The 17,074-nt window shown below is 40.8% G+C and carries 17 protein-coding genes and 1 pseudogene; 11 read left to right on the top strand and 7 right to left on the bottom strand.

Annotated features, from left to right (window positions below; translation table 11 throughout):
• Positions 1–105 precede the first annotated feature (105 nt).
• Positions 106–495, bottom strand: coding sequence for a Fur family transcriptional regulator (locus tag PGR14_RS09680; RefSeq protein WP_008375549.1), 390 nt, complete (start codon positions 493–495; stop codon positions 106–108).
• 316 nt (positions 496–811) lie between these two features.
• Between PGR14_RS09680 and PGR14_RS09675 the strand changes: the two genes are divergently transcribed.
• Complete coding sequence (locus PGR14_RS09675) at positions 812–1,732, top strand: C40 family peptidase (protein WP_270223316.1); 921 nt, start codon at positions 812–814, stop codon at positions 1,730–1,732.
• 233 nt (positions 1,733–1,965) lie between these two features.
• Positions 1,966–2,175, top strand: coding sequence for a DUF1858 domain-containing protein (locus PGR14_RS09670; protein ID WP_022220329.1), 210 nt, complete (start codon positions 1,966–1,968; stop codon positions 2,173–2,175).
• Positions 2,176–2,274: 99 nt separating this feature from the next.
• On the opposite strand, the gene PGR14_RS09665 is transcribed toward PGR14_RS09670, so the two are convergent.
• On the bottom strand, positions 2,275–3,069 hold the full coding sequence (locus PGR14_RS09665; protein ID WP_008375545.1) for an adaptor protein MecA: 795 nt from the start codon (positions 3,067–3,069) through the stop codon (positions 2,275–2,277).
• A 386-nt stretch (positions 3,070–3,455) separates the two neighbouring features.
• Here PGR14_RS09665 and PGR14_RS09660 point away from each other — a divergent pair, with 386 nt between their 5' ends.
• From PGR14_RS09660 to PGR14_RS09620, 9 genes and pseudogenes are all read left to right on the top strand, one after another.
• A complete protein-coding gene (locus PGR14_RS09660; RefSeq protein ID WP_175305589.1) occupies positions 3,456–3,689 on the top strand; it encodes a hypothetical protein in 234 nt (77 codons plus the stop codon).
• A gap of 174 nt (positions 3,690–3,863) precedes the next feature.
• Positions 3,864–5,723, top strand: coding sequence for a glycosyl hydrolase family 18 protein (locus PGR14_RS09655; RefSeq protein ID WP_270223323.1), 1,860 nt, complete (start codon positions 3,864–3,866; stop codon positions 5,721–5,723).
• 74 nt (positions 5,724–5,797) lie between these two features.
• Positions 5,798–6,541, top strand: coding sequence for an N-acetylmuramoyl-L-alanine amidase (locus PGR14_RS09650; RefSeq protein ID WP_270223315.1), 744 nt, complete (start codon positions 5,798–5,800; stop codon positions 6,539–6,541).
• 38 nt (positions 6,542–6,579) lie between these two features.
• Positions 6,580–8,118, top strand: coding sequence for an L-threonylcarbamoyladenylate synthase (locus PGR14_RS09645; RefSeq protein ID WP_055248207.1), 1,539 nt, complete (start codon positions 6,580–6,582; stop codon positions 8,116–8,118).
• Positions 8,100–8,729, top strand: a complete 630-nt coding sequence (upp, locus tag PGR14_RS09640; RefSeq protein WP_022220333.1) for a uracil phosphoribosyltransferase — start codon at positions 8,100–8,102, stop codon at positions 8,727–8,729. Before PGR14_RS09645 ends, upp begins: the two co-directional genes overlap by 19 nt.
• An 11-nt stretch (positions 8,730–8,740) precedes the next feature.
• Positions 8,741–9,229 carry a deoxycytidylate deaminase gene (locus PGR14_RS09635; protein ID WP_008375533.1) on the top strand — a complete coding sequence of 163 codons (489 nt, stop codon included), beginning with the start codon at positions 8,741–8,743 and terminating at the stop codon, positions 9,227–9,229.
• Between the two features lie 136 nt (positions 9,230–9,365).
• On the top strand, positions 9,366–9,572 hold the full coding sequence (locus tag PGR14_RS09630) for a pro-sigmaK processing inhibitor BofA family protein (RefSeq protein WP_008375529.1): 207 nt from the start codon (positions 9,366–9,368) through the stop codon (positions 9,570–9,572).
• Positions 9,573–9,891: 319 nt separating this feature from the next.
• Positions 9,892–10,818, top strand: a complete 927-nt coding sequence (locus PGR14_RS09625; RefSeq protein WP_147356970.1) for a hypothetical protein — start codon at positions 9,892–9,894, stop codon at positions 10,816–10,818.
• Positions 10,793–11,644: pseudogene (locus tag PGR14_RS09620) on the top strand (CpaF family protein); the annotation flags it as partial. The gene PGR14_RS09625 and the pseudogene PGR14_RS09620, both read left to right, overlap by 26 nt.
• Positions 11,645–12,123: 479 nt before the next feature.
• Here PGR14_RS09620 and PGR14_RS09615 read toward each other — a convergent pair.
• Genes PGR14_RS09615 through PGR14_RS09595 form a run of 5 tightly spaced genes read right to left on the bottom strand, consistent with a single transcriptional unit; the run spans position 12,124 to position 16,962 of the window.
• Positions 12,124–13,038, bottom strand: a complete 915-nt coding sequence (locus PGR14_RS09615) for a DUF6551 family protein (RefSeq protein WP_270223314.1) — start codon at positions 13,036–13,038, stop codon at positions 12,124–12,126.
• Between the two features lie 2 nt (positions 13,039–13,040).
• Positions 13,041–13,961 (bottom strand): hypothetical protein, encoded by a 921-nt coding sequence (locus PGR14_RS09610; protein WP_055145197.1) that lies wholly within the window; start codon positions 13,959–13,961, stop codon positions 13,041–13,043.
• Positions 13,948–14,364 (bottom strand): hypothetical protein, encoded by a 417-nt coding sequence (locus PGR14_RS09605; protein WP_044999283.1) that lies wholly within the window; start codon positions 14,362–14,364, stop codon positions 13,948–13,950. The genes PGR14_RS09610 and PGR14_RS09605 overlap by 14 nt, the downstream gene beginning before the upstream one ends.
• Entirely contained in the window at positions 14,324–15,112 is a 789-nt protein-coding gene (locus tag PGR14_RS09600) for a hypothetical protein (RefSeq protein ID WP_055145192.1), read from the bottom strand. Before PGR14_RS09600 ends, PGR14_RS09605 begins: the two co-directional genes overlap by 41 nt.
• A complete protein-coding gene (locus PGR14_RS09595) occupies positions 15,109–16,962 on the bottom strand; it encodes a recombinase family protein (RefSeq protein ID WP_055145187.1) in 1,854 nt (617 codons plus the stop codon). The genes PGR14_RS09600 and PGR14_RS09595 overlap by 4 nt, the downstream gene beginning before the upstream one ends.
• Positions 16,963–17,074: the final 112 nt, after the last annotated feature.

The raw sequence follows: 17,074 nt of genomic DNA, 5'->3' as shown, positions 1-17,074 counted from the left end.
TAGCAATATTAGTAACTGTTACTGATATTAAGATAACATATACATTTGTCTTTGTCAACTATAATTGATAAGTTTTTTCAAAATTTCTGAATTTATACCACATAGTCAGGATTTTCTTAAACAATCACCGCAGATACCGTAGAAAAGCATGGTGTGTGATTCAATCTGACCGTCGAAACTTTCGGATGCGAGCTGGTTGATCTTATCCATGTGATCAAAATCCATATCAATCATTCGCTTGCAGCACTTGCAATAGAAATGATAATGCGGATTGGTACGTGCATCAAAACGATCGCCGCCATCGGGTGTTGTAATTTTAATCGCCTCGCCTATGTCGGCAAGCAGATTTAAATTGCGGTAAACGGTTCCGAGACTGATATTCGGGAATTCTTCTTTGATATGCATATATACAGTATCCGCCGTTGGATGTGTTGTAACAGAGGAAAGATAATCCTTAATAGCCTCACGCTGTCTGCTGTATTTTAAATTTGCCATTGATGTCACCTCCTGCAAAAAAGATAATAATAATAATTACTAAAATTATATTATAATAATATTCTTATAATGTCAATAAAAAATTGTATATTGAATAAAAGAATAAAAAATGGAAATACTGTTAAGCGAGATGTAACAATTTGTAACAAATATGACGAAAAAACAATGCATATAAAGAACGGTGTAGAACTGTGTAATACGAAATAAATGAGTAAAACTTGACAATGTGAAATTTGATTGATATAATATCACCGTAACAAATGTAACAATTCTGTAACATTTACAAAAGATAAGAATACATGAAGGAGGGAGATTTATGCATTCAAATCTAAAAAAAGGATTGTTCCTGGTTACTTTTCTGGGGATGACAGTATCTCCGGGAATTTCGGTTATGGCAGCAGATGGGGACACCGCAGAAGCTGCAAAAATGCCGGGCGTAGGGATAGAAGCGGTATTGAAGGATTTTTATTCTCAGAACAGGGAGATAAAAGCTGAGGATTATCTGGTACCGGAAAATAAGGGCGAGTATTTAGATATGGCATTTGCCAATGTAACGAGTTTTCTGTATGTCAGAAGCGAACCGACAAAGGAAAGTGAATATGTCGGAAAGCTGTATCCGGGATACGCGGCGAAGATCACAGGTCCTGTGGGAGAATGGACGGCAGTCGAGTCGGGAGATGTCACCGGATATGTAAAAACAGAATATATACTGACAGGAGCAGAGGCGCAGACGTATGCGGAGAATCTGGTAACGGAAGCGCAGCAGGAAGGAAAAGAAGAAGCAGAAGCATTTACCTATGCAGTGTCCAGAAAATCTGAAGAAGTGCAGATGACGCAGGAAGTCCAGGAAAATGTACAGCAGACGGAGACTACCGAGGTTTCCGCACAGCCGGCGTCAAATGGACAGGTGATCGTCGATTATGCATGCCAGTTTATTGGGAATCCGTATGTCTGGGGCGGCACAAGTCTGACAGATGGGGCAGACTGTTCCGGATTTGTACAGTCTGTATTTGCACATTTTGGAATCAGTCTTCCACGGACAACGTATGACCAGATCAATGCCGGCGTGGAGGTAAGCTATGATCAGGCGATGCCGGGAGACCTGATCTGTTATGATGGGCACATCGGAATTTATATTGGGAACGGTCAGATCGTCAATGCACAGAACCCGGAACAGGGAATCGGGATTTCACCGGCGACTTATACGACAATTCTTTCAGTAAGAAGAATCGTGTAAAAAGCCTGGAAACACCAGTGAAAGCAGACATTTGAAAAATGCGAAAATGCTGAATTTCCGTGGGTTATCCACATTGTCCACATAAAAACATACGTTTTTTGTGGAAAACGGGGAAAATATTTTACAAAAGCAAAGAAACCTTAATATCCGAGCAATACAGTCGGATATTAAGGTTGTTTTTTGGGATAAATGGTATTATAATAAGGGATACGAAAAGCAAAGGAGGAAGAAAGATGGCAGTCGAAGTAACAAAAACAATGACAATTGGCGAATTACTTCAGGTAGCTCCACAGACAGCACCGGTTCTTATGGAAGTTGGAATGCATTGTCTTGGATGCCCGGCTTCACAGGGTGAGTCTCTTGAAGAAGCAGCAATGGTTCATGGAATTGATGCAGATCTTCTTATCGCAAAGATCAACGCACTCTTAGCAGCTGAAGCATAGACCGTGAATAAATAAAAGATATAATTTAACGGGGACGACAGATCATTAATCTGCCGTCCCCGTCTTTTTTCGCCAAGTTAAAAATTGTGGATTTGTCTGTTATTTAAATGAAGTCAGAGTCTGTATTGCGTTTTTGGCAAGGATCATATCACAGTGTTCTTCCAGAAATGCAAGTGATATACCACCACCCTGTTCCGGTGAACCATACTCGGAGAGCATATTACAGATACGGTTAAAATCAGAAGACGGATGCTCTCCCTGTGCAAGTGTCAGGATGTACATGTTCTCTGCTTCATCCTTGTAAAGTGTGTTCGGACCATCATACATCTCAGCTAAAAAATGACTGGCATGAATCACACTGTCAAGTCTTGAGAAAGAGAAAAGCCGGACCGGTGGAACAGAAGGTTCAGCAGGAGCTGCTTCTTTGGCTTCTGAAGCAGGAGCCTGTTCCTGGACCGGAGTATCGGCAAGTGCTTCCGGGTTCTCCGGGAGCTGGGATACAGCCTCTTTCATCTGGCGGAGAATGTCGAGAAAATCTTCGGCTCCGTCAAGTTTTTTCAGATGTTCCAGCACGGATTTGTGCTTATCAGCAGCTTCGTCCGCAGGAGTAGGTGTGAATCTGGAAAAACGGGTATCCAGTTCATCCGGATCATCAACTTTGGTTATATTCAGAACAATAGAATCACCGGCGGTCGGGATTGCTTCGATCATCAGTGGCAGATTGTCGCTTTCGAATCCAAATTCAGAAGCGGCCTGCTGCATCATCTCGCGGAATAAAGATTTTGCCTTCTCGGAGCCGTAAGCAAGCTCGCTGAGCTTTAACTGTCTCTGGGCGAGATCATCACGGGTAAGTGTGCAGCGGATCTGATTATCATTTATCTTTTCTATCTTCATAAAGTATCACTTCCTATTCAATCAAAAATCTATCTGAACAATTACTAATAGTATAAACAAAAAACGGAACGATGTAAACAAAATAAAAAATAAAAAATGCTTGCTTTTTTATAAACTCTTTCTTATAATGGCGTTACAGGAAAATAAGACAGACCAGTCAATCGCACAAATCTTGAATTTATCATACGCATTTCGCACACAGCGTACAGAATCAAGTACATTCAGGTCATATCAGACGATTTATCAACAGAACCTAACAATTGAACCGAAGTATGGACAGTGATCATTTTCTTGTCATCGGAAAAAGCACAGGAGAAGTAATATATCACAAGTGTTGCCTTATGGTCGCTTTTTGCCGTAAAAACTGTCTGACTCAAGGGGGAAATATGGACGAGCAAGAGAAAAAGTATCAGGATTTATTTACGGAACTGACAAATTATGAGCGTAGCGGTGTCCGGATGCAGATGAATGGCTTTCCGGCAAGTCCGCTTCAGATCGTGTCAGCGCATATGGTAAAAGAAGAAAGTAATTATATGCGGGATTATATTCTGGATGAGCAGGGAATGATCCGGGAACTGGATTTTAACAGTATAGAAACAGACCATTCACAGGTGGAATGAAAAAAGCAGAGCCCCCTCGCCAGGACATGACCTGTGGGGAATGGAAATAGTTCTCAGATGTGTACAAATGGCAGATATATGTGGTATAATAACCTAAAGTATGCGCATATTACAAGCTTAGTTAAGCTGTGAAAATATGCTGCAAACAGGAGGTGTCATGTGGACGAAAGAAGAATGACCAATGAGCAAAGGGAAAGAGAGCGCAGACGCAAAGCTGCGGCAGCAAGAAAAGCTGCTGCAAGATACGAGGATCCGGGCGTAGGTTATCAGAGACGGAGAAGAGCAAGAAAAAGACGTCGCCGTGTCAGAAACGTGTGTATTGCATTGCTGGTGATCTTTATAGTTGTCATTGGGCTTGCCGGTGGAACAATATACTGGATAAAGTATGGGCCGACAAAAGAAACCTATGATTTGAATAAATATTTTGGAATTACGGCAAAGTCGCAGATGGGTGTAACGATCAACAACGAGGTACTGGATGCTCAGGCAATTACAGAAGGCGGAACTGCATATCTGTCTTATAACCTTGTACAGGATTATATCAGCGATCGTTTTTACTGGGATTCCAATGAGCATATACTTTTGTATACACTGCCGAGAGATATGGTAAAGGCAGCGGCAGACAGTAAGGATTATTCTGTTTCAGATACTGTGAACAGTGAGGATTATACAATTGTAAAGACAGAAGGAGATACAGCATATATTGCACTGGATTTCCTGCAGAAATATGCAAATTTTGACTACGAAGTTTATAAAGATCCGGCAAGAGTCGTGATCACCAGTAAGTTTGGAGAGCGTCAGACGGCAAAGGTTAAGGATGATTCCCAGGTAAGGATTCTGGGAGGTGTAAAAAGTCCGGTGCTCGAAGAAGTGAAAAAGGGAGATAAGCTTACGGTTCTTGAAGATGTAAGTGACTGGAAAAAAGTCTGTACAAAGTCCGGAGTTGTCGGGTATATTCAGAAGTCAAAGCTGAAGGATGCCAAGAAAGAGACAATCTCAAGAGAATTTGAGGAACCGGATTATACAGGAATCAAGAAAGATTACAAGATCAATCTGGTATGGCATCAGGTCACAAGTGAAGCTGCCAACGAAGGGATTGAAGATGCGCTTGCAGCTACAAAAGGACTCAATACGATTTCCCCTACATGGTTCAGTGTAACGGATAATTCCGGAAATATCAGTTCCATTGCAAGTACAGACTATGTGGATTATGCACATCAGTGTGGACTGGAAGTATGGGCGCTGGTTGATAATTTCGACCAGAATGTAGACGATATGGAGCTGCTCAGTCATACTTCAAGCAGAGAGAATCTGGAGAATCAGCTGGTAAATGCAGCACTTCAGAATGGAATTGATGGAATTAACGTGGATTTTGAACAGATACCGACGGATGTCGGAGATCATTACATTCAGTTTATCCGGGAGCTTTCTGTGCTGTGCCGGGTGAACAATCTGGTCCTTTCTGTAGATAATTATGTGCCGAAGGGTTATAACACACATTATCACAGAGAAGAACAGGGGGTTATGGCAGATTATGTGATCATTATGGGATATGATGAACATTTTGCCGGTTCCTATGAAGCAGGTTCTGTGGCATCTTACAATTATGTAAAAGAGGGAATTGAAGAAACCCTGCGGGATGTACCGGCAGATAAGGTGATCAATGCAGTGCCATTCTATACAAGGCTGTGGAATGAGACACCGAAGACGGACGAAGAGCGTGCGGAAGATCAGGGAACCGAGGCTGAAAGCTATTCAATGAAAGTTACCAGCGAAGCACTTGGCATGGAAGAAGCGGCACAGCGGGTAAGCGAAGCCGGAGCAACTGTGACATGGGATGATACGGTGAAGCAGAACTATGCAGAGTGGCAGGGAGATAACGATTCAACCTACAGGATCTGGCTGGAGGATGCTTCTTCACTTGAGGTCAAACTCGGACTTATGAAGGACAATAATCTGGCAGGAACGGCGGCATGGAAACTTGGATTTGAGACTTCTGATATCTGGGATCTGATTCAGAAATATGTAAACTGATTACATAATGAGAAAGGTATAGAAAAGAGCTTTCCACGCATATATTTGTAAAAATATATGCAGGAGGCTCTTTTTTGAATAAAAAAATCAGTGAAATAGTAAAAAGGGGGAAAACTATTTTCAAGAGCAAAATAAAGTGGATTCTGGCTCTTATTTTACTGACGGGATGTATTTATGGCAGCTATACATTAAGCAGGTATACCGAGGCGGCTCAGGTGGAGGCAAAGCAGGCTCAGGTAATCCTGGATGCCGGACACGGGGGAAGTGATCCGGGAAAAATCGGGCTGAATAACCTTCTGGAAAAGGATATCAATCTGGCAATTACTGAGAAAGTGAAAAAATGTCTGGAAAAGGAAAAGATAACAGCAGAGCTTACAAGAAAAGAGGATAAAGGGCTTGGAACAACAGGAGACGGAAGTAAAAAGACAGAAGATATGCAGGCAAGAGTGAAGATGATCAACGAGACGAAACCTGTCCTTACAGTGAGTATCCATCAGAACAGCTATGAAGACCCGGAAATTCATGGAGCGCAGGTGTTTTATTACAGCCATTCCCGGGAAGGAGAGGCTGTTGCGAAAATCCTGCAGGAAAGTTTGCAGGAGATTGATCCGGAAAATCACAGGCAGGCAAAAGCAAATGAGACCTATTATCTTCTGAGGCGGACAAAAGTGCCTACGGTGATCGTGGAATGCGGTTTTCTGACTAATCCGGAAGAGGCAGAAAAATTGTCGGGAGAAGAATATCAGGAGCAGGTTGCAGAAGCTGTTGCAAAAGGAATCGCAAAATGTCTGGAATACCTGAACGAGTATGGAAATTAAAATTGCCATGCCATGTGGATAATGCTATAATGAAACACATGGAAACAATAATAAAAAAAATAGACAGAAACCAAATAGATCAGGTGATTATGGAAGAAGCCGGTTCAATCCTGAAGAACGGCGGTCTGGTGGCATTTCCGACAGAGACAGTCTACGGACTGGGGGCAAATGCGCTTGATGAGGAGGCAGCGAAAAAGACCTATGCAGCAAAAGGACGCCCGTCAGACAACCCGCTTATCGTCCATATTGCGAGACTGGAGGATCTGGGTGCGATCGTTGAATCTGTACCACTTATTGTAGATGAGATCGCGGCACATTTCTGGCCAGGGCCACTTACGATGATTTTCAATAAGAACGAAAAAGTTCCGCTGGGAACAACCGGTGGTCTGGAAACGGTCGCTGTGCGTATGCCGGATGATGAGATTGCCCGTGAGCTGATTCTTGCAGGAGGCGGATATGTATCAGCACCAAGTGCCAACACATCCGGAAGACCGAGCCCGACGACAGCACAGCATGTGGCAGAGGATTTAAGTGGCAAGATCGAGATGATCCTGGATGGAGGAAGTGTAGATATCGGAGTAGAGTCTACGATTCTGGATATGACGGTGACTCCACCGATGATTCTGAGACCGGGAGCGATCACAAAAGAGATGTTAAGTGAAGTGATCGGTGAGGTGGCTGTGGATGAAACTTTGATTTCAGAGAACAGCACAAAAGCACCGAAAGCACCGGGAATGAAGTACCGTCACTACGCGCCGAAGGCAGAGATGATCATTGTTGACGGAGAGCCTGAAGAGGCTGTTCGGGCGATCAAGCAGATTGCTTACGAGCAGGTAAGACTTGGATATAAGGTGGGGATCATTGCGTCTAATGAATCGGTTGATCAGTATACGACCGGTGTAGTAAAATGCATAGGTTCCCGTGTGAATGAAAAGACGGTTGCGAGAAACCTTTATAAAGTCCTACGTGAATTTGATGAAGAGGAAGTTGATTACATTTACAGTGAAGCATTTCCGGAGGCAGGTATCGGAACTGCGATCATGAACCGGCTGGGCAAAGCAGCAGGACATCATGTACTGCAGGCATCTGAGATCACGAAGCTTCAGGATTACCGCAGGATTGTATTTGTGAGCAACAGCGCGAACTGTCGTGCTCCGATCGCAGCAGCAATTCTGAAAAAGCAGCCGCTTTTCCAGGAATACGAGGTGTGTGCGAGAGGACTTGTGGTTCTCTTCCCGGAGCCACTGAATCCGAGAGCAGAAGAACTTCTGGCGAGACATCATATTGAGACAGAAGGATATGAGACTGTTGCATTATCAGAAGAGGAATTTGGGGAAGATACGCTTGTTCTGGCAATGCAGGACAGTATCAAACAAAAGATACAGAATGATTATCCGGGAAAAGGACAGGTTTATACACTATGTGAATTTGTAAATGGAAGCAAAGAGATTCCGTCTGTATATGGTCAGACACAGGAACAGTATGAGCAGATGTATGAGCTGATCCAGGGGTATGTCAAAAAACTTGCCAATAAGTTAAACGAGGAGGCAAAAAACAAATGTCAAATGTACACGTAATGGATCATCCGCTGATTCAGCACAAAATCGGGATTATCAGAAGAGAGGAAACAGGTTCAAAGGATTTCAGAATGATGATCGGTGAGATCGCAATGCTGATGTGCTATGAGGCAACCAGAGATCTGAAATTACAGGATGTCGAGATCCAGACACCGATCTGCAAGATGACAGCAAAAGAGCTTGCAGGAAAGAAGCTTGCTGTTGTCCCGATCCTGAGAGCAGGACTTGGAATGGTAGAAGGTATGCTTGCGATGATTCCGGCTGCAAAAGTAGGTCATATCGGTTTGTTCCGTGATCCGGAAACTCTTGAACCGGTAGAATACTACTGCAAACTTCCGGCTGACTGTGAAGAAAGAGAAGTATTTGTAGTAGATCCGATGCTTGCTACGGGAGGATCCTGTATCGCAGCGATCCAGATGCTGAAGAACAGAGGCGTAAAAAATATCCGTTTTATGTGTATTATTGCAGCACCGGAAGGAGTAAAGAAGCTTCAGGAAGCTCATCCGGATGTTGAAGTGTATATTGGAGCATTGGATGAAAAGTTAAATGAACATGGATATATTGTTCCGGGGCTCGGAGATGCCGGAGACCGTATTTTCGGAACAAAATAGAGGAACCGATTATGAGTGGAAAAAGACAGGATTATATTTCCTGGGATGAATATTTTATGGGAGTTGCCATTCTCTCGGGAAGACGGTCAAAAGATCCGAATACCCAGGTGGGATGCTGTATCGTAAGTGCAGATAACAAAATTCTGTCAATGGGGTACAATGGTCTGCCACGAGGCTGTTCGGATGATGAATTTCCGTGGGAACGGGAAGGTGAGGATCCGCTGAAGACAAAGTATGTGTACACCGTACATAGTGAACTGAATGCAATCTTGAATTACAGTGGAGGAAGTCTTGAAGGAGCCAAACTTTATGTATCGCTTTTTCCGTGCAATGAATGCGCAAAAGCGATCATTCAGAGTGGAATCAAAGAAGTAATCTATGATTCAGACAAGTATGCAGATACAACTTCTGTAAAAGCATCTAAAATGATGTTTGACTGTGCCGGGGTGCGATACCATCAGTATCACCGGACCGGGCGAAAAGTGGAAATTGAATTATAAAAGATATGTGGAAGTGCCATTGGACTGCGAAGTGCAGACAATGGCGCTCTTTTTTATTCCATAGGAACTTCTTTTCAGAGGTAAAAAACATATCTGTGTGAAAAAGTTCATAAGATAGAGCAGGAGGTGGCGGAGCATGAAAAGAAGAGGATCATGGCAGATAAACTTTATTGTCAGGGCTTTGACAGGAATGGGCAGTATTTTTCTGGTCAATCAATGGATGGACTATAGAAACATTCCTGTTTCTGTCGGACTAAATGTCCTGTCATTTTTTGTGTCCGGATGTCTTGGAATTCCGGGAGTTGCCATGCTTTATGGGATTATGTTTTATCAGTTTATGTAGGTGTTGCGCAAAACGTTTTTTTCTGGTTTAAAGCTATGGACAAAAGGAAAAGTGGCGCATATAATACGTCTTACAAGAGAGGCAAAGCAATAAGTTAGAAAATCAAAAAATCAGTTTCAGCAGTATTTATATTCTGATAAATACTGTGTCAAAAAAGGAATGCAAACGTGTTCCGTCATATGCCATTCGGCATTTGATTCAAAGTTTGAAAGAAAAAGGGCGGACATGCCGGAAAGGAGCAGAGCAAAGAATCGATAGAGAAATTTTAATTTGTGATCCAGAAGAAGAGTATGTCAGAAGACTTGCGGAGGCGCTGCTTTTGAAAAAAGAGGTGACAGCAGGAGTGCGAATCTGTTCGTCGCCGGAAATGGTACAGGAGTTACTGAAGATTGGTCTGATAAAGGTATTGTTGATCAGTGAGGATGTTCCATATGAAAAAAGAAAGCAGATTTTTACCGGGAAGAGAATTATTCTGACGAGACAGCATTGTGTGGATCTGGGAGAGGAGGAAACGGAGCTTCGGAAATATCAGCCGGTTGACGGACTGATGACCGGGATTTTAAAAGGACTTCAGGAAGAGAAGTTTCCTGGATCGTGTGCGGATAACGGAAATGGAAGAATCCTTGGAGTATATTCACCGGTTCACAGAATTGGAAAGACAACGTTTTCACTGAAACTTGGGAAAGCACTGGCACAGTCAGAGGACGTGCTGTATCTGAATCTGGAAACCTATGCAGGCATGGGAGGATATTTCCGGGATCAGGATGCTCCTGATCTGGCAAATGTTCTTTACTATGCAAAACAGGAAAGAGATGATATCGGGATACGGATTGCATCCATGGTAAAAAGAATGGGTGATCTGGACTATATCCCGCCAATGAAAGTATGGACAGATCTTCGTGCTGTGCATACAGAGGAATGGAAAACTCTATTTGAAAGACTGATCAGCCAAAGTGTATACAGCGTGATCATTCTGGATATCGGAAATGGGATGGAGGATGTGTTTCAGCTGTTAAGGCTGTGTGACCAGATTCTCATGCCGTGTGCGGAGGATGTATATGCGATGGCAAAAATTGCGCAGTACCAGCATATGTTGAAGGTACTGCGGTATCAGGAGCTGGAGTCGCGTACCATGTATATCAATATGGGGAAAAATATGCGTCAGACAGTAAAAGAAACAGTTGAGTTATTAAAAGAAAGTACAGAAAAGAGGTTCTTCTATGCGGAGGGCAGAACAACTTCATGAAGAAATTCTGGCGCAGATGGATCTGTCGAAGGAAGCAAGCGATGAAGAGCTGCTGGAACTGATCCACAGGATACTGGAAGAAAAATCGAAAGAAGAGTTCATTCCGCTTGGAGAAAAGGCAATTCTAGGGAGAGAGCTTTTTAACGCGTTCAGGAAGCTGGATATCTTGCAGGAGCTGATCGAGGATGAAGAGATTACGGAAATTATGATCAATGGAACGCAGCCGATTTTCATCGAGCGTAACGGAAGGATTTATGAAACCGATAAAAAGTTTCTTTCAAAGGGAAAGCTTGAAGATGTGGTTCAGCAGATGGTAGCAGGCTGTAACAGGGTTGTCAATGAGGCAACACCGATCGTAGATGCGAGACTGGAGGATGGATCCAGAGTAAATGTGGTACTGCCGCCGGTTGCGCTCAATGGACCGATTGTTACGATCAGAAAGTTTCCGAAAAGCAGGATTACGATGGAGACGATGATCGATACAGGCTCTATCGGAAAAGAAGCGGCGGCAATGCTGATCCAGGCCGTGAAGGCAAAGTATAACATTTTTATCAGCGGAGGGACAGGATCAGGAAAGACAACCTTTCTGAATGTATTGTCGGATTTTATTCCGAAAGAAGAACGTATTATTACCATTGAGGACAGCGCGGAACTACAGATCACAGGGATTCCCAATCTGGTGCGGCTTGAAGCACGGAATGCAAATGTAGAAGGAACAGGGGAGATCAATATCCGTGATCTGATCAGGACAGCGCTCCGGATGAGACCGGAGAGGATTATTGTCGGTGAAGTCAGAGGAGAAGAAGCACTGGATATGTTACAGGCATTTATATGTACTATATAATAATTATATATATAACGTATATAAGGATGGAAAATATAGATTAGAGGGAGGGGCATAGGAACGATATGAACATTAAGTATAGGTTATTGTGTAAAAGGTTAATAGAGGAAAGGAAGAGAGTAGGTGTCATTCAATATTATAATGTACTGTTCATAATGGAGTTAGTGTCAGATAAAGACATATGGGCTTTAGAACAGTGGATGAATGGTATAAATAACATATATATGAAAGATATACATAATTGGTGTAGAATACATTTTGTTAAATATCACACTGTATTTGTTTACAGGAAAGAGTCTCCGGTAAAAGCAAATATTTGGAATGGGTATTCATATATAAGGTGGCGGATGGAGCGGTTGATGAATTTGGGATAAGATAAAATAGTGATTGCATGAAAGAGAGCCTTAAAGCAGGGTGTTCTTTTGAAAGTATGGATAGAATTAAAGGCTGAAGGCTCTGCGCTATTCGTTTGGCAGAGCCTGAGTATTCTCTTGATCCGTAGAAAATAAATCTAACTGACCTTCTGGAGTGGAACTTTGACTGGATTCATCTTCAGTTGATGGTTCTCTTTTTTTGGGTGTTTTATGAGTGTATAATTTCTCAAAAGGAAGTGAATACTTGGATTTTTTATTGTATTCTAGTAAAAGAGCTTCTGCGAATCCTAATGAACCGGCACGACGTTCTCTGGCAGTACGACTGATTTCTCTGACAGAGACACGCCCAACTTTTTCTTTGAAGGTGTCATCTTTCATTGTTTCTCCATAAGCATTATCCAGACGGGCAATAGCATTAAGCATATTGGAACTAAAGGACATAGGCGCACCTTCCCATGTGGCAACACAAAGGCGTAAAACACGATCAAGAGTGTGAAAACCATATTTTTCATAGATATTAATTAAAGTGGATACAGCACATATACCTCCGGGGCGAGAGGAAGAAGTAATAGTGAGATCATATGATTCAACAAGGTCACGAATAATAAGTTCTCTATCATTACCAGCTTCAATATTAGCCATGAATATTTCATAAGGTAATAAAGATTTGACATATTTCATCTGATTTGCAAAAATATCTGCTTCTTGGGTGTAAACAAGATCATCATAAACCATACACCAGACAGGAGTTTCTCTTGATCCAGAGACGAGAGCAACAATCTCTATAGTGTGTTGTCCGTTGAACACATAATTTATCCCATCACGTCTACTTACTTTTACAGGGTTTATCTGATAAAGGTCAAAATTAGCTGCAGCACGCTGAACGTGTTTGATGGAAAGATTACGTTGATAATCTTGATTTGAACATAAATTTTTAATAGGTATTTGCTCAAAATGCACTTGGGGAACAAACTTTTGTAAATCTTCGGTATTTCCATCCATAATTATATTTCCTCCAATTTTTTTAAAATATTATTTGTGGTTGATATTAGACACATAAGCTGATATTTAAGCTTATATTTTGCTGTATCAGATGCAATTTTAAAATCTGAAACTTTTAATACTCTTTCGATAGAACTGTTCCACGAGGGAATCGTCAATGTAAGACTTGCAATTTCCGCATCTGGATCAAATTGTGGCAGGTTGCGTATTGAAGGAATAGAAACGGAAGATTCTTTCCTTAACATCGGTTTGGCGTAATTATTCCATAGTAATTCCCTTTTCATATCATGATAACTGAGATGTTCTATCTTTTCGGCAAGAAGGTAGTTATTTAGACTTAAAAGTTGCTCTTTTGGTAATCCTGAAAGCTCAATAATATTAGCTTGGGAAATCCAGAGTTGACCAGAACGAACTCGTTTGACAAAATCCGGAACTTTTTCATCAATTATATCTAGTGCACTACTGTAAGCAGAATATTTGTAAACGGTAGCCATTGCTACATTACATTCTTCGGATATTTTTTTTGCTGCGATGCTTGCACCGGAAATATGAGATTTATTCGTAGATGAAAGTTGTCTTGAAACTATAATTTTTTCAGCATCATATTTTTTCCCAATCAGGTATTTTTTATTGATATTGGTTAAATCCTCTCGTTTAAGTTGGTCAGTACATATCCATGAAATTACATCTTCTTTACTGGAAAAATGGAGTCTTTTTATTCGGAAAGGAATACTGTGTTTACGAAATAATTCATATGCTTCTATACCATTAATGACAATACCATTCCATGTGCAGATGGGGGTGTGATAGGAATGACATAATATCTGTTGTTCAAGTTGTTTATAATCTTTTTCACTGAGATATTGATACAAATTGGTGAATTCTAGTTTTGTTTTTAATGTATATATACTATAATTGCGCATACTCATCTCCCATTATTTCTGATTTGAATTCTGTTTGTGGCAGTTTTGTGATGATGTTATCCATGGAAAATAGAGCTATTTTTTTATCTGGGTAAATATTGCCTTCTAAACGAAAAATGTTAAATTTCTCCCAAGAAAGGTTAAGTTGGGAAAGTGAATATAGTAATTCTCGGCTGTACAATTCATAACTGTTACCATTGATGACAAAATAATCCTTAACTTTATGTGCCAATTTATCCTCCGCACAACTAGCCTTTATACCTATCATTTTTTGATCAGGATTAACAAGAAGTTGAATATATTCTGGGTTACCAATTTGACGGAGTGTATTGCGGTGGATTCGTATACGATTCTTTTTAAAGTCAATACATATTAGTGGATGGGAAGAGTGTTTGTTGTTCATAGGATTTTTCCTCACTTTCTGCTGTTGATGGTTCTTTTGCTTTTTCTATGGATTTATCAGTTGCCTTCTTCTTTTCTTGTATGTCAAATACTGCGTAGCCTTCAAATATATTGACTTGCATTGATTTTTGATGTTCTTCCACTGGAATACCGAACTGATTCTTCCATTCTTCAGGATAAGAAGGTGTCCTAGCAGTGGTTACAGTTCCATTGTCTTTTAGAGTACGAGGAAATATTTCAGGTGAAGTTAAATCGAAAATGAACAGTATTTCATTGCCAGAACGAATTAGTTTGCCGAGAATCTTGTACCGATAATTAGGATTCCAGTCCATGAGAGATATCACTTTAGCAAAGAAAATTCGACAGGTGATTTGTTTTGGCGAACGCTTTTTTCCAGAGGAACACCAACGAAAAGAGTCTTTTTCTTCTTCTCGACAGGGACGGACAGCCAGTTTTTTTTCAATGGGATTGACTAATATTTGCACATATTCGACATCGGGTAGTTTTTTTATGCAGGCGGTATTTACAGATACCTTGTAGTTATTAAACGTAAACGAAGGTTCGTAAATATGAGCGAAGAATTCGCCACGTACAACTTGATAACCGTCATAGCTGAAAGAATCATCGTCAATGACTTCCATTTGATTTGAGGGGCTGGGCGCGACTGTTATTGGCATAGGTGTGTTGATTTTCATCATATCAGAAGGTTCTGTAGTCATATTCCATTGATTTATAGGTTGCTCGCTCATTGGGTGTCTCCTTTAATTTCTGTAATAATATTCTTTATATTTTGTATAATGGTTTCTTTGGGAGTGGTTTGTAGCTCGGGTTCTTTATAAGGTTTACTTTCTGAAGCAGTCTGCCAGTTTTTGTCTGCTGTAAATTCTGTTAATTCTGGCGCTTGAGACTGAGTATAGTAATTATTACCGAAGCTATTCATCCAATCGGCAGGATAAGCTAACACACTCTTAGAATCAGATATTGTATCAGGCATGTTGTTATTGGGGGCGGATACGTCGTTGGTACTTGTCGGTATTCGTATTTCTGTATCGTCCATGTTGAAAATAAGGACATTTTCATTGCCTTTTTGGTGGGCAACTCCTAATATTCTATATTTGCATTTTTTGTCCCATTTAAATATCTCGTATAATGTTGGCAAAAATGCAGCGCCGGAAATTGGTTTTGGAATAAGTTGACCATCTTTGAGACGTGACCACTGCACTTTATTTTTTGTTTCAGAGGAACATGGTCGGATAGCAAGTAGTTTTGAGCTTGGGTGTATTAGCAGTTCGACAAATTTTATGTTTGGAAATTTCCGTATAGCATCTTTGTTAAAAGAGATCTGTTTATATGAAAAAGAAACAGAAATCCGACCAACAGAGGAGAAAAATTGTCCTCTGGCAACTTCATAGTCTCTTAAATCGAAGGAACCGGCGGAAGCAGTAATTGTATCAGGTACATTCATATTTGCCGGTTTAAGGACGCTTTGAGATGCTTCAAAGTAGTCTCTAGCTTTAAATCCAGACCATCTTGGATTAATGCTTATAAATCCACTTAGAGAGCCTTCTTGTATCACATGTAATTCTGGTAAAATCTCTTTATTTCCATATTTCGCATTTGTAATTAATTTTTGAACAGCTATGAAATCATCTCGGGAGATAATAGCTTCGTGATGTCCGACTTTTCTGTATTGATTACGGTCTTGATTGTTTTTCCTTGATTTATGGTCAAGATAATTAGGAGTCCATGTTTTTCTCGCCAGAACATCCCCACAATGGCGTTCATTTTGAAGGATTTGTAGTATGGTACTGGATGACCAGACATCATTATTCTTTTTTGTTTTACAACCGAGTTCTGTCAAAGAATCAGCAATTTGTTGAGTACTGCTTCCATTCAGATACATATAAAAAATAAGCTGCACAATTTTAGCTTCATGTGGATTGATTACAAGATCTCCATTTTCGTCTTGGTCATATCCGAGCAGAGGAGGTGTAAGGAATATTCCCCGACGAAAACGCATTTCAATGGAAGAATTCATAATTTCACTTTTGGTATGACTTTCTTCCTGTGCAAGTGTTGACATGAATGACAGAATCATTTCGCTTTTGGGATCAAGAGTATTTAAATGCTCTGTTTCAAAAAATACACCGACGGGTGGACGGAGTGAAGAAAGCTCTCGTACATATCGGATACAGTCAACAACGTTTCTTGCAAATCGGGATACACTTTTTGTTATGATTAAATCAATTTTTCCGGCTTCACAATCTTCAATCATTTTTTTGAATGCATCTCTATGTTGAAGCGAAGTGCCTGAAATGCCTTCGTCGGCATATATTTCGACAAGCATCCAATTCGGATTTTTATTTACTACATCCTGATAATGATTTTTCTGTAATTCATATGAGGATGTTTGGCGTGGATCATCCGTAGATACCCTTGCATATACAGCTACTCGTAGTTTTTTTTCTGTTTTAAAAATATCCTCTGGTGGAAGTGCCGGAATTACTTCCAGTTCTTCTGGATCAATACCTTTGTATCTTTGCCGGATTCTGGCTTTCTGTTCATCAATATTACTGCTTCGTTCTTCACTTTCTTTCATCAATAGCGACATCCTTTATAGTTGATATAACTATCATAGAATTTTTGGATTGAAAAAGACATAAACCATCAGTTAAGTGATTAACAGATGGTTTATGTAGAAATAGATATTT

Source organism: Coprococcus sp. AF99-45 (genome assembly GCF_027663865.1).
Taxonomy (GTDB): domain Bacteria; phylum Bacillota; class Clostridia; order Lachnospirales; family Lachnospiraceae; genus Allocoprococcus; species Allocoprococcus comes.
The sequence above is the reverse complement of the archived record's forward strand: the minus strand, read 5'-3'. Positions and strand labels throughout refer to the sequence as shown.

Excerpts from the sequence above, each read along its gene's own strand:
- PGR14_RS09610 (WP_055145197.1), bottom strand. The coding sequence starts at position 13,961 with ATGCGCAATTATAGTATATATACATTAAAAACAAAACTAGAATTCACC.
- PGR14_RS09655 (WP_270223323.1), top strand. The coding sequence starts at position 3,864 with ATGACCAATGAGCAAAGGGAAAGAGAGCGCAGACGCAAAGCTGCGGCA.
- PGR14_RS09660 (WP_175305589.1), top strand. The coding sequence starts at position 3,456 with ATGGACGAGCAAGAGAAAAAGTATCAGGATTTATTTACGGAACTGACA.
- PGR14_RS09600 (WP_055145192.1), bottom strand. The coding sequence starts at position 15,112 with ATGAGCGAGCAACCTATAAATCAATGGAATATGACTACAGAACCTTCT.
- PGR14_RS09595 (WP_055145187.1), bottom strand. The coding sequence starts at position 16,962 with ATGAAAGAAAGTGAAGAACGAAGCAGTAATATTGATGAACAGAAAGCC.
- PGR14_RS09645 (WP_055248207.1), top strand. The coding sequence starts at position 6,580 with ATGGAAACAATAATAAAAAAAATAGACAGAAACCAAATAGATCAGGTG.
- PGR14_RS09635 (WP_008375533.1), top strand. The coding sequence starts at position 8,741 with ATGAGTGGAAAAAGACAGGATTATATTTCCTGGGATGAATATTTTATG.
- PGR14_RS09675 (WP_270223316.1), top strand. The coding sequence starts at position 812 with ATGCATTCAAATCTAAAAAAAGGATTGTTCCTGGTTACTTTTCTGGGG.
- PGR14_RS09615 (WP_270223314.1), bottom strand. The coding sequence starts at position 13,038 with ATGGATGGAAATACCGAAGATTTACAAAAGTTTGTTCCCCAAGTGCAT.
- PGR14_RS09630 (WP_008375529.1), top strand. The coding sequence starts at position 9,366 with ATGAAAAGAAGAGGATCATGGCAGATAAACTTTATTGTCAGGGCTTTG.
- upp (WP_022220333.1), top strand. The coding sequence starts at position 8,100 with ATGTCAAATGTACACGTAATGGATCATCCGCTGATTCAGCACAAAATC.
- PGR14_RS09670 (WP_022220329.1), top strand. The coding sequence starts at position 1,966 with ATGGCAGTCGAAGTAACAAAAACAATGACAATTGGCGAATTACTTCAG.
- PGR14_RS09665 (WP_008375545.1), bottom strand. The coding sequence starts at position 3,069 with ATGAAGATAGAAAAGATAAATGATAATCAGATCCGCTGCACACTTACC.
- PGR14_RS09680 (WP_008375549.1), bottom strand. The coding sequence starts at position 495 with ATGGCAAATTTAAAATACAGCAGACAGCGTGAGGCTATTAAGGATTAT.
- PGR14_RS09605 (WP_044999283.1), bottom strand. The coding sequence starts at position 14,364 with ATGAACAACAAACACTCTTCCCATCCACTAATATGTATTGACTTTAAA.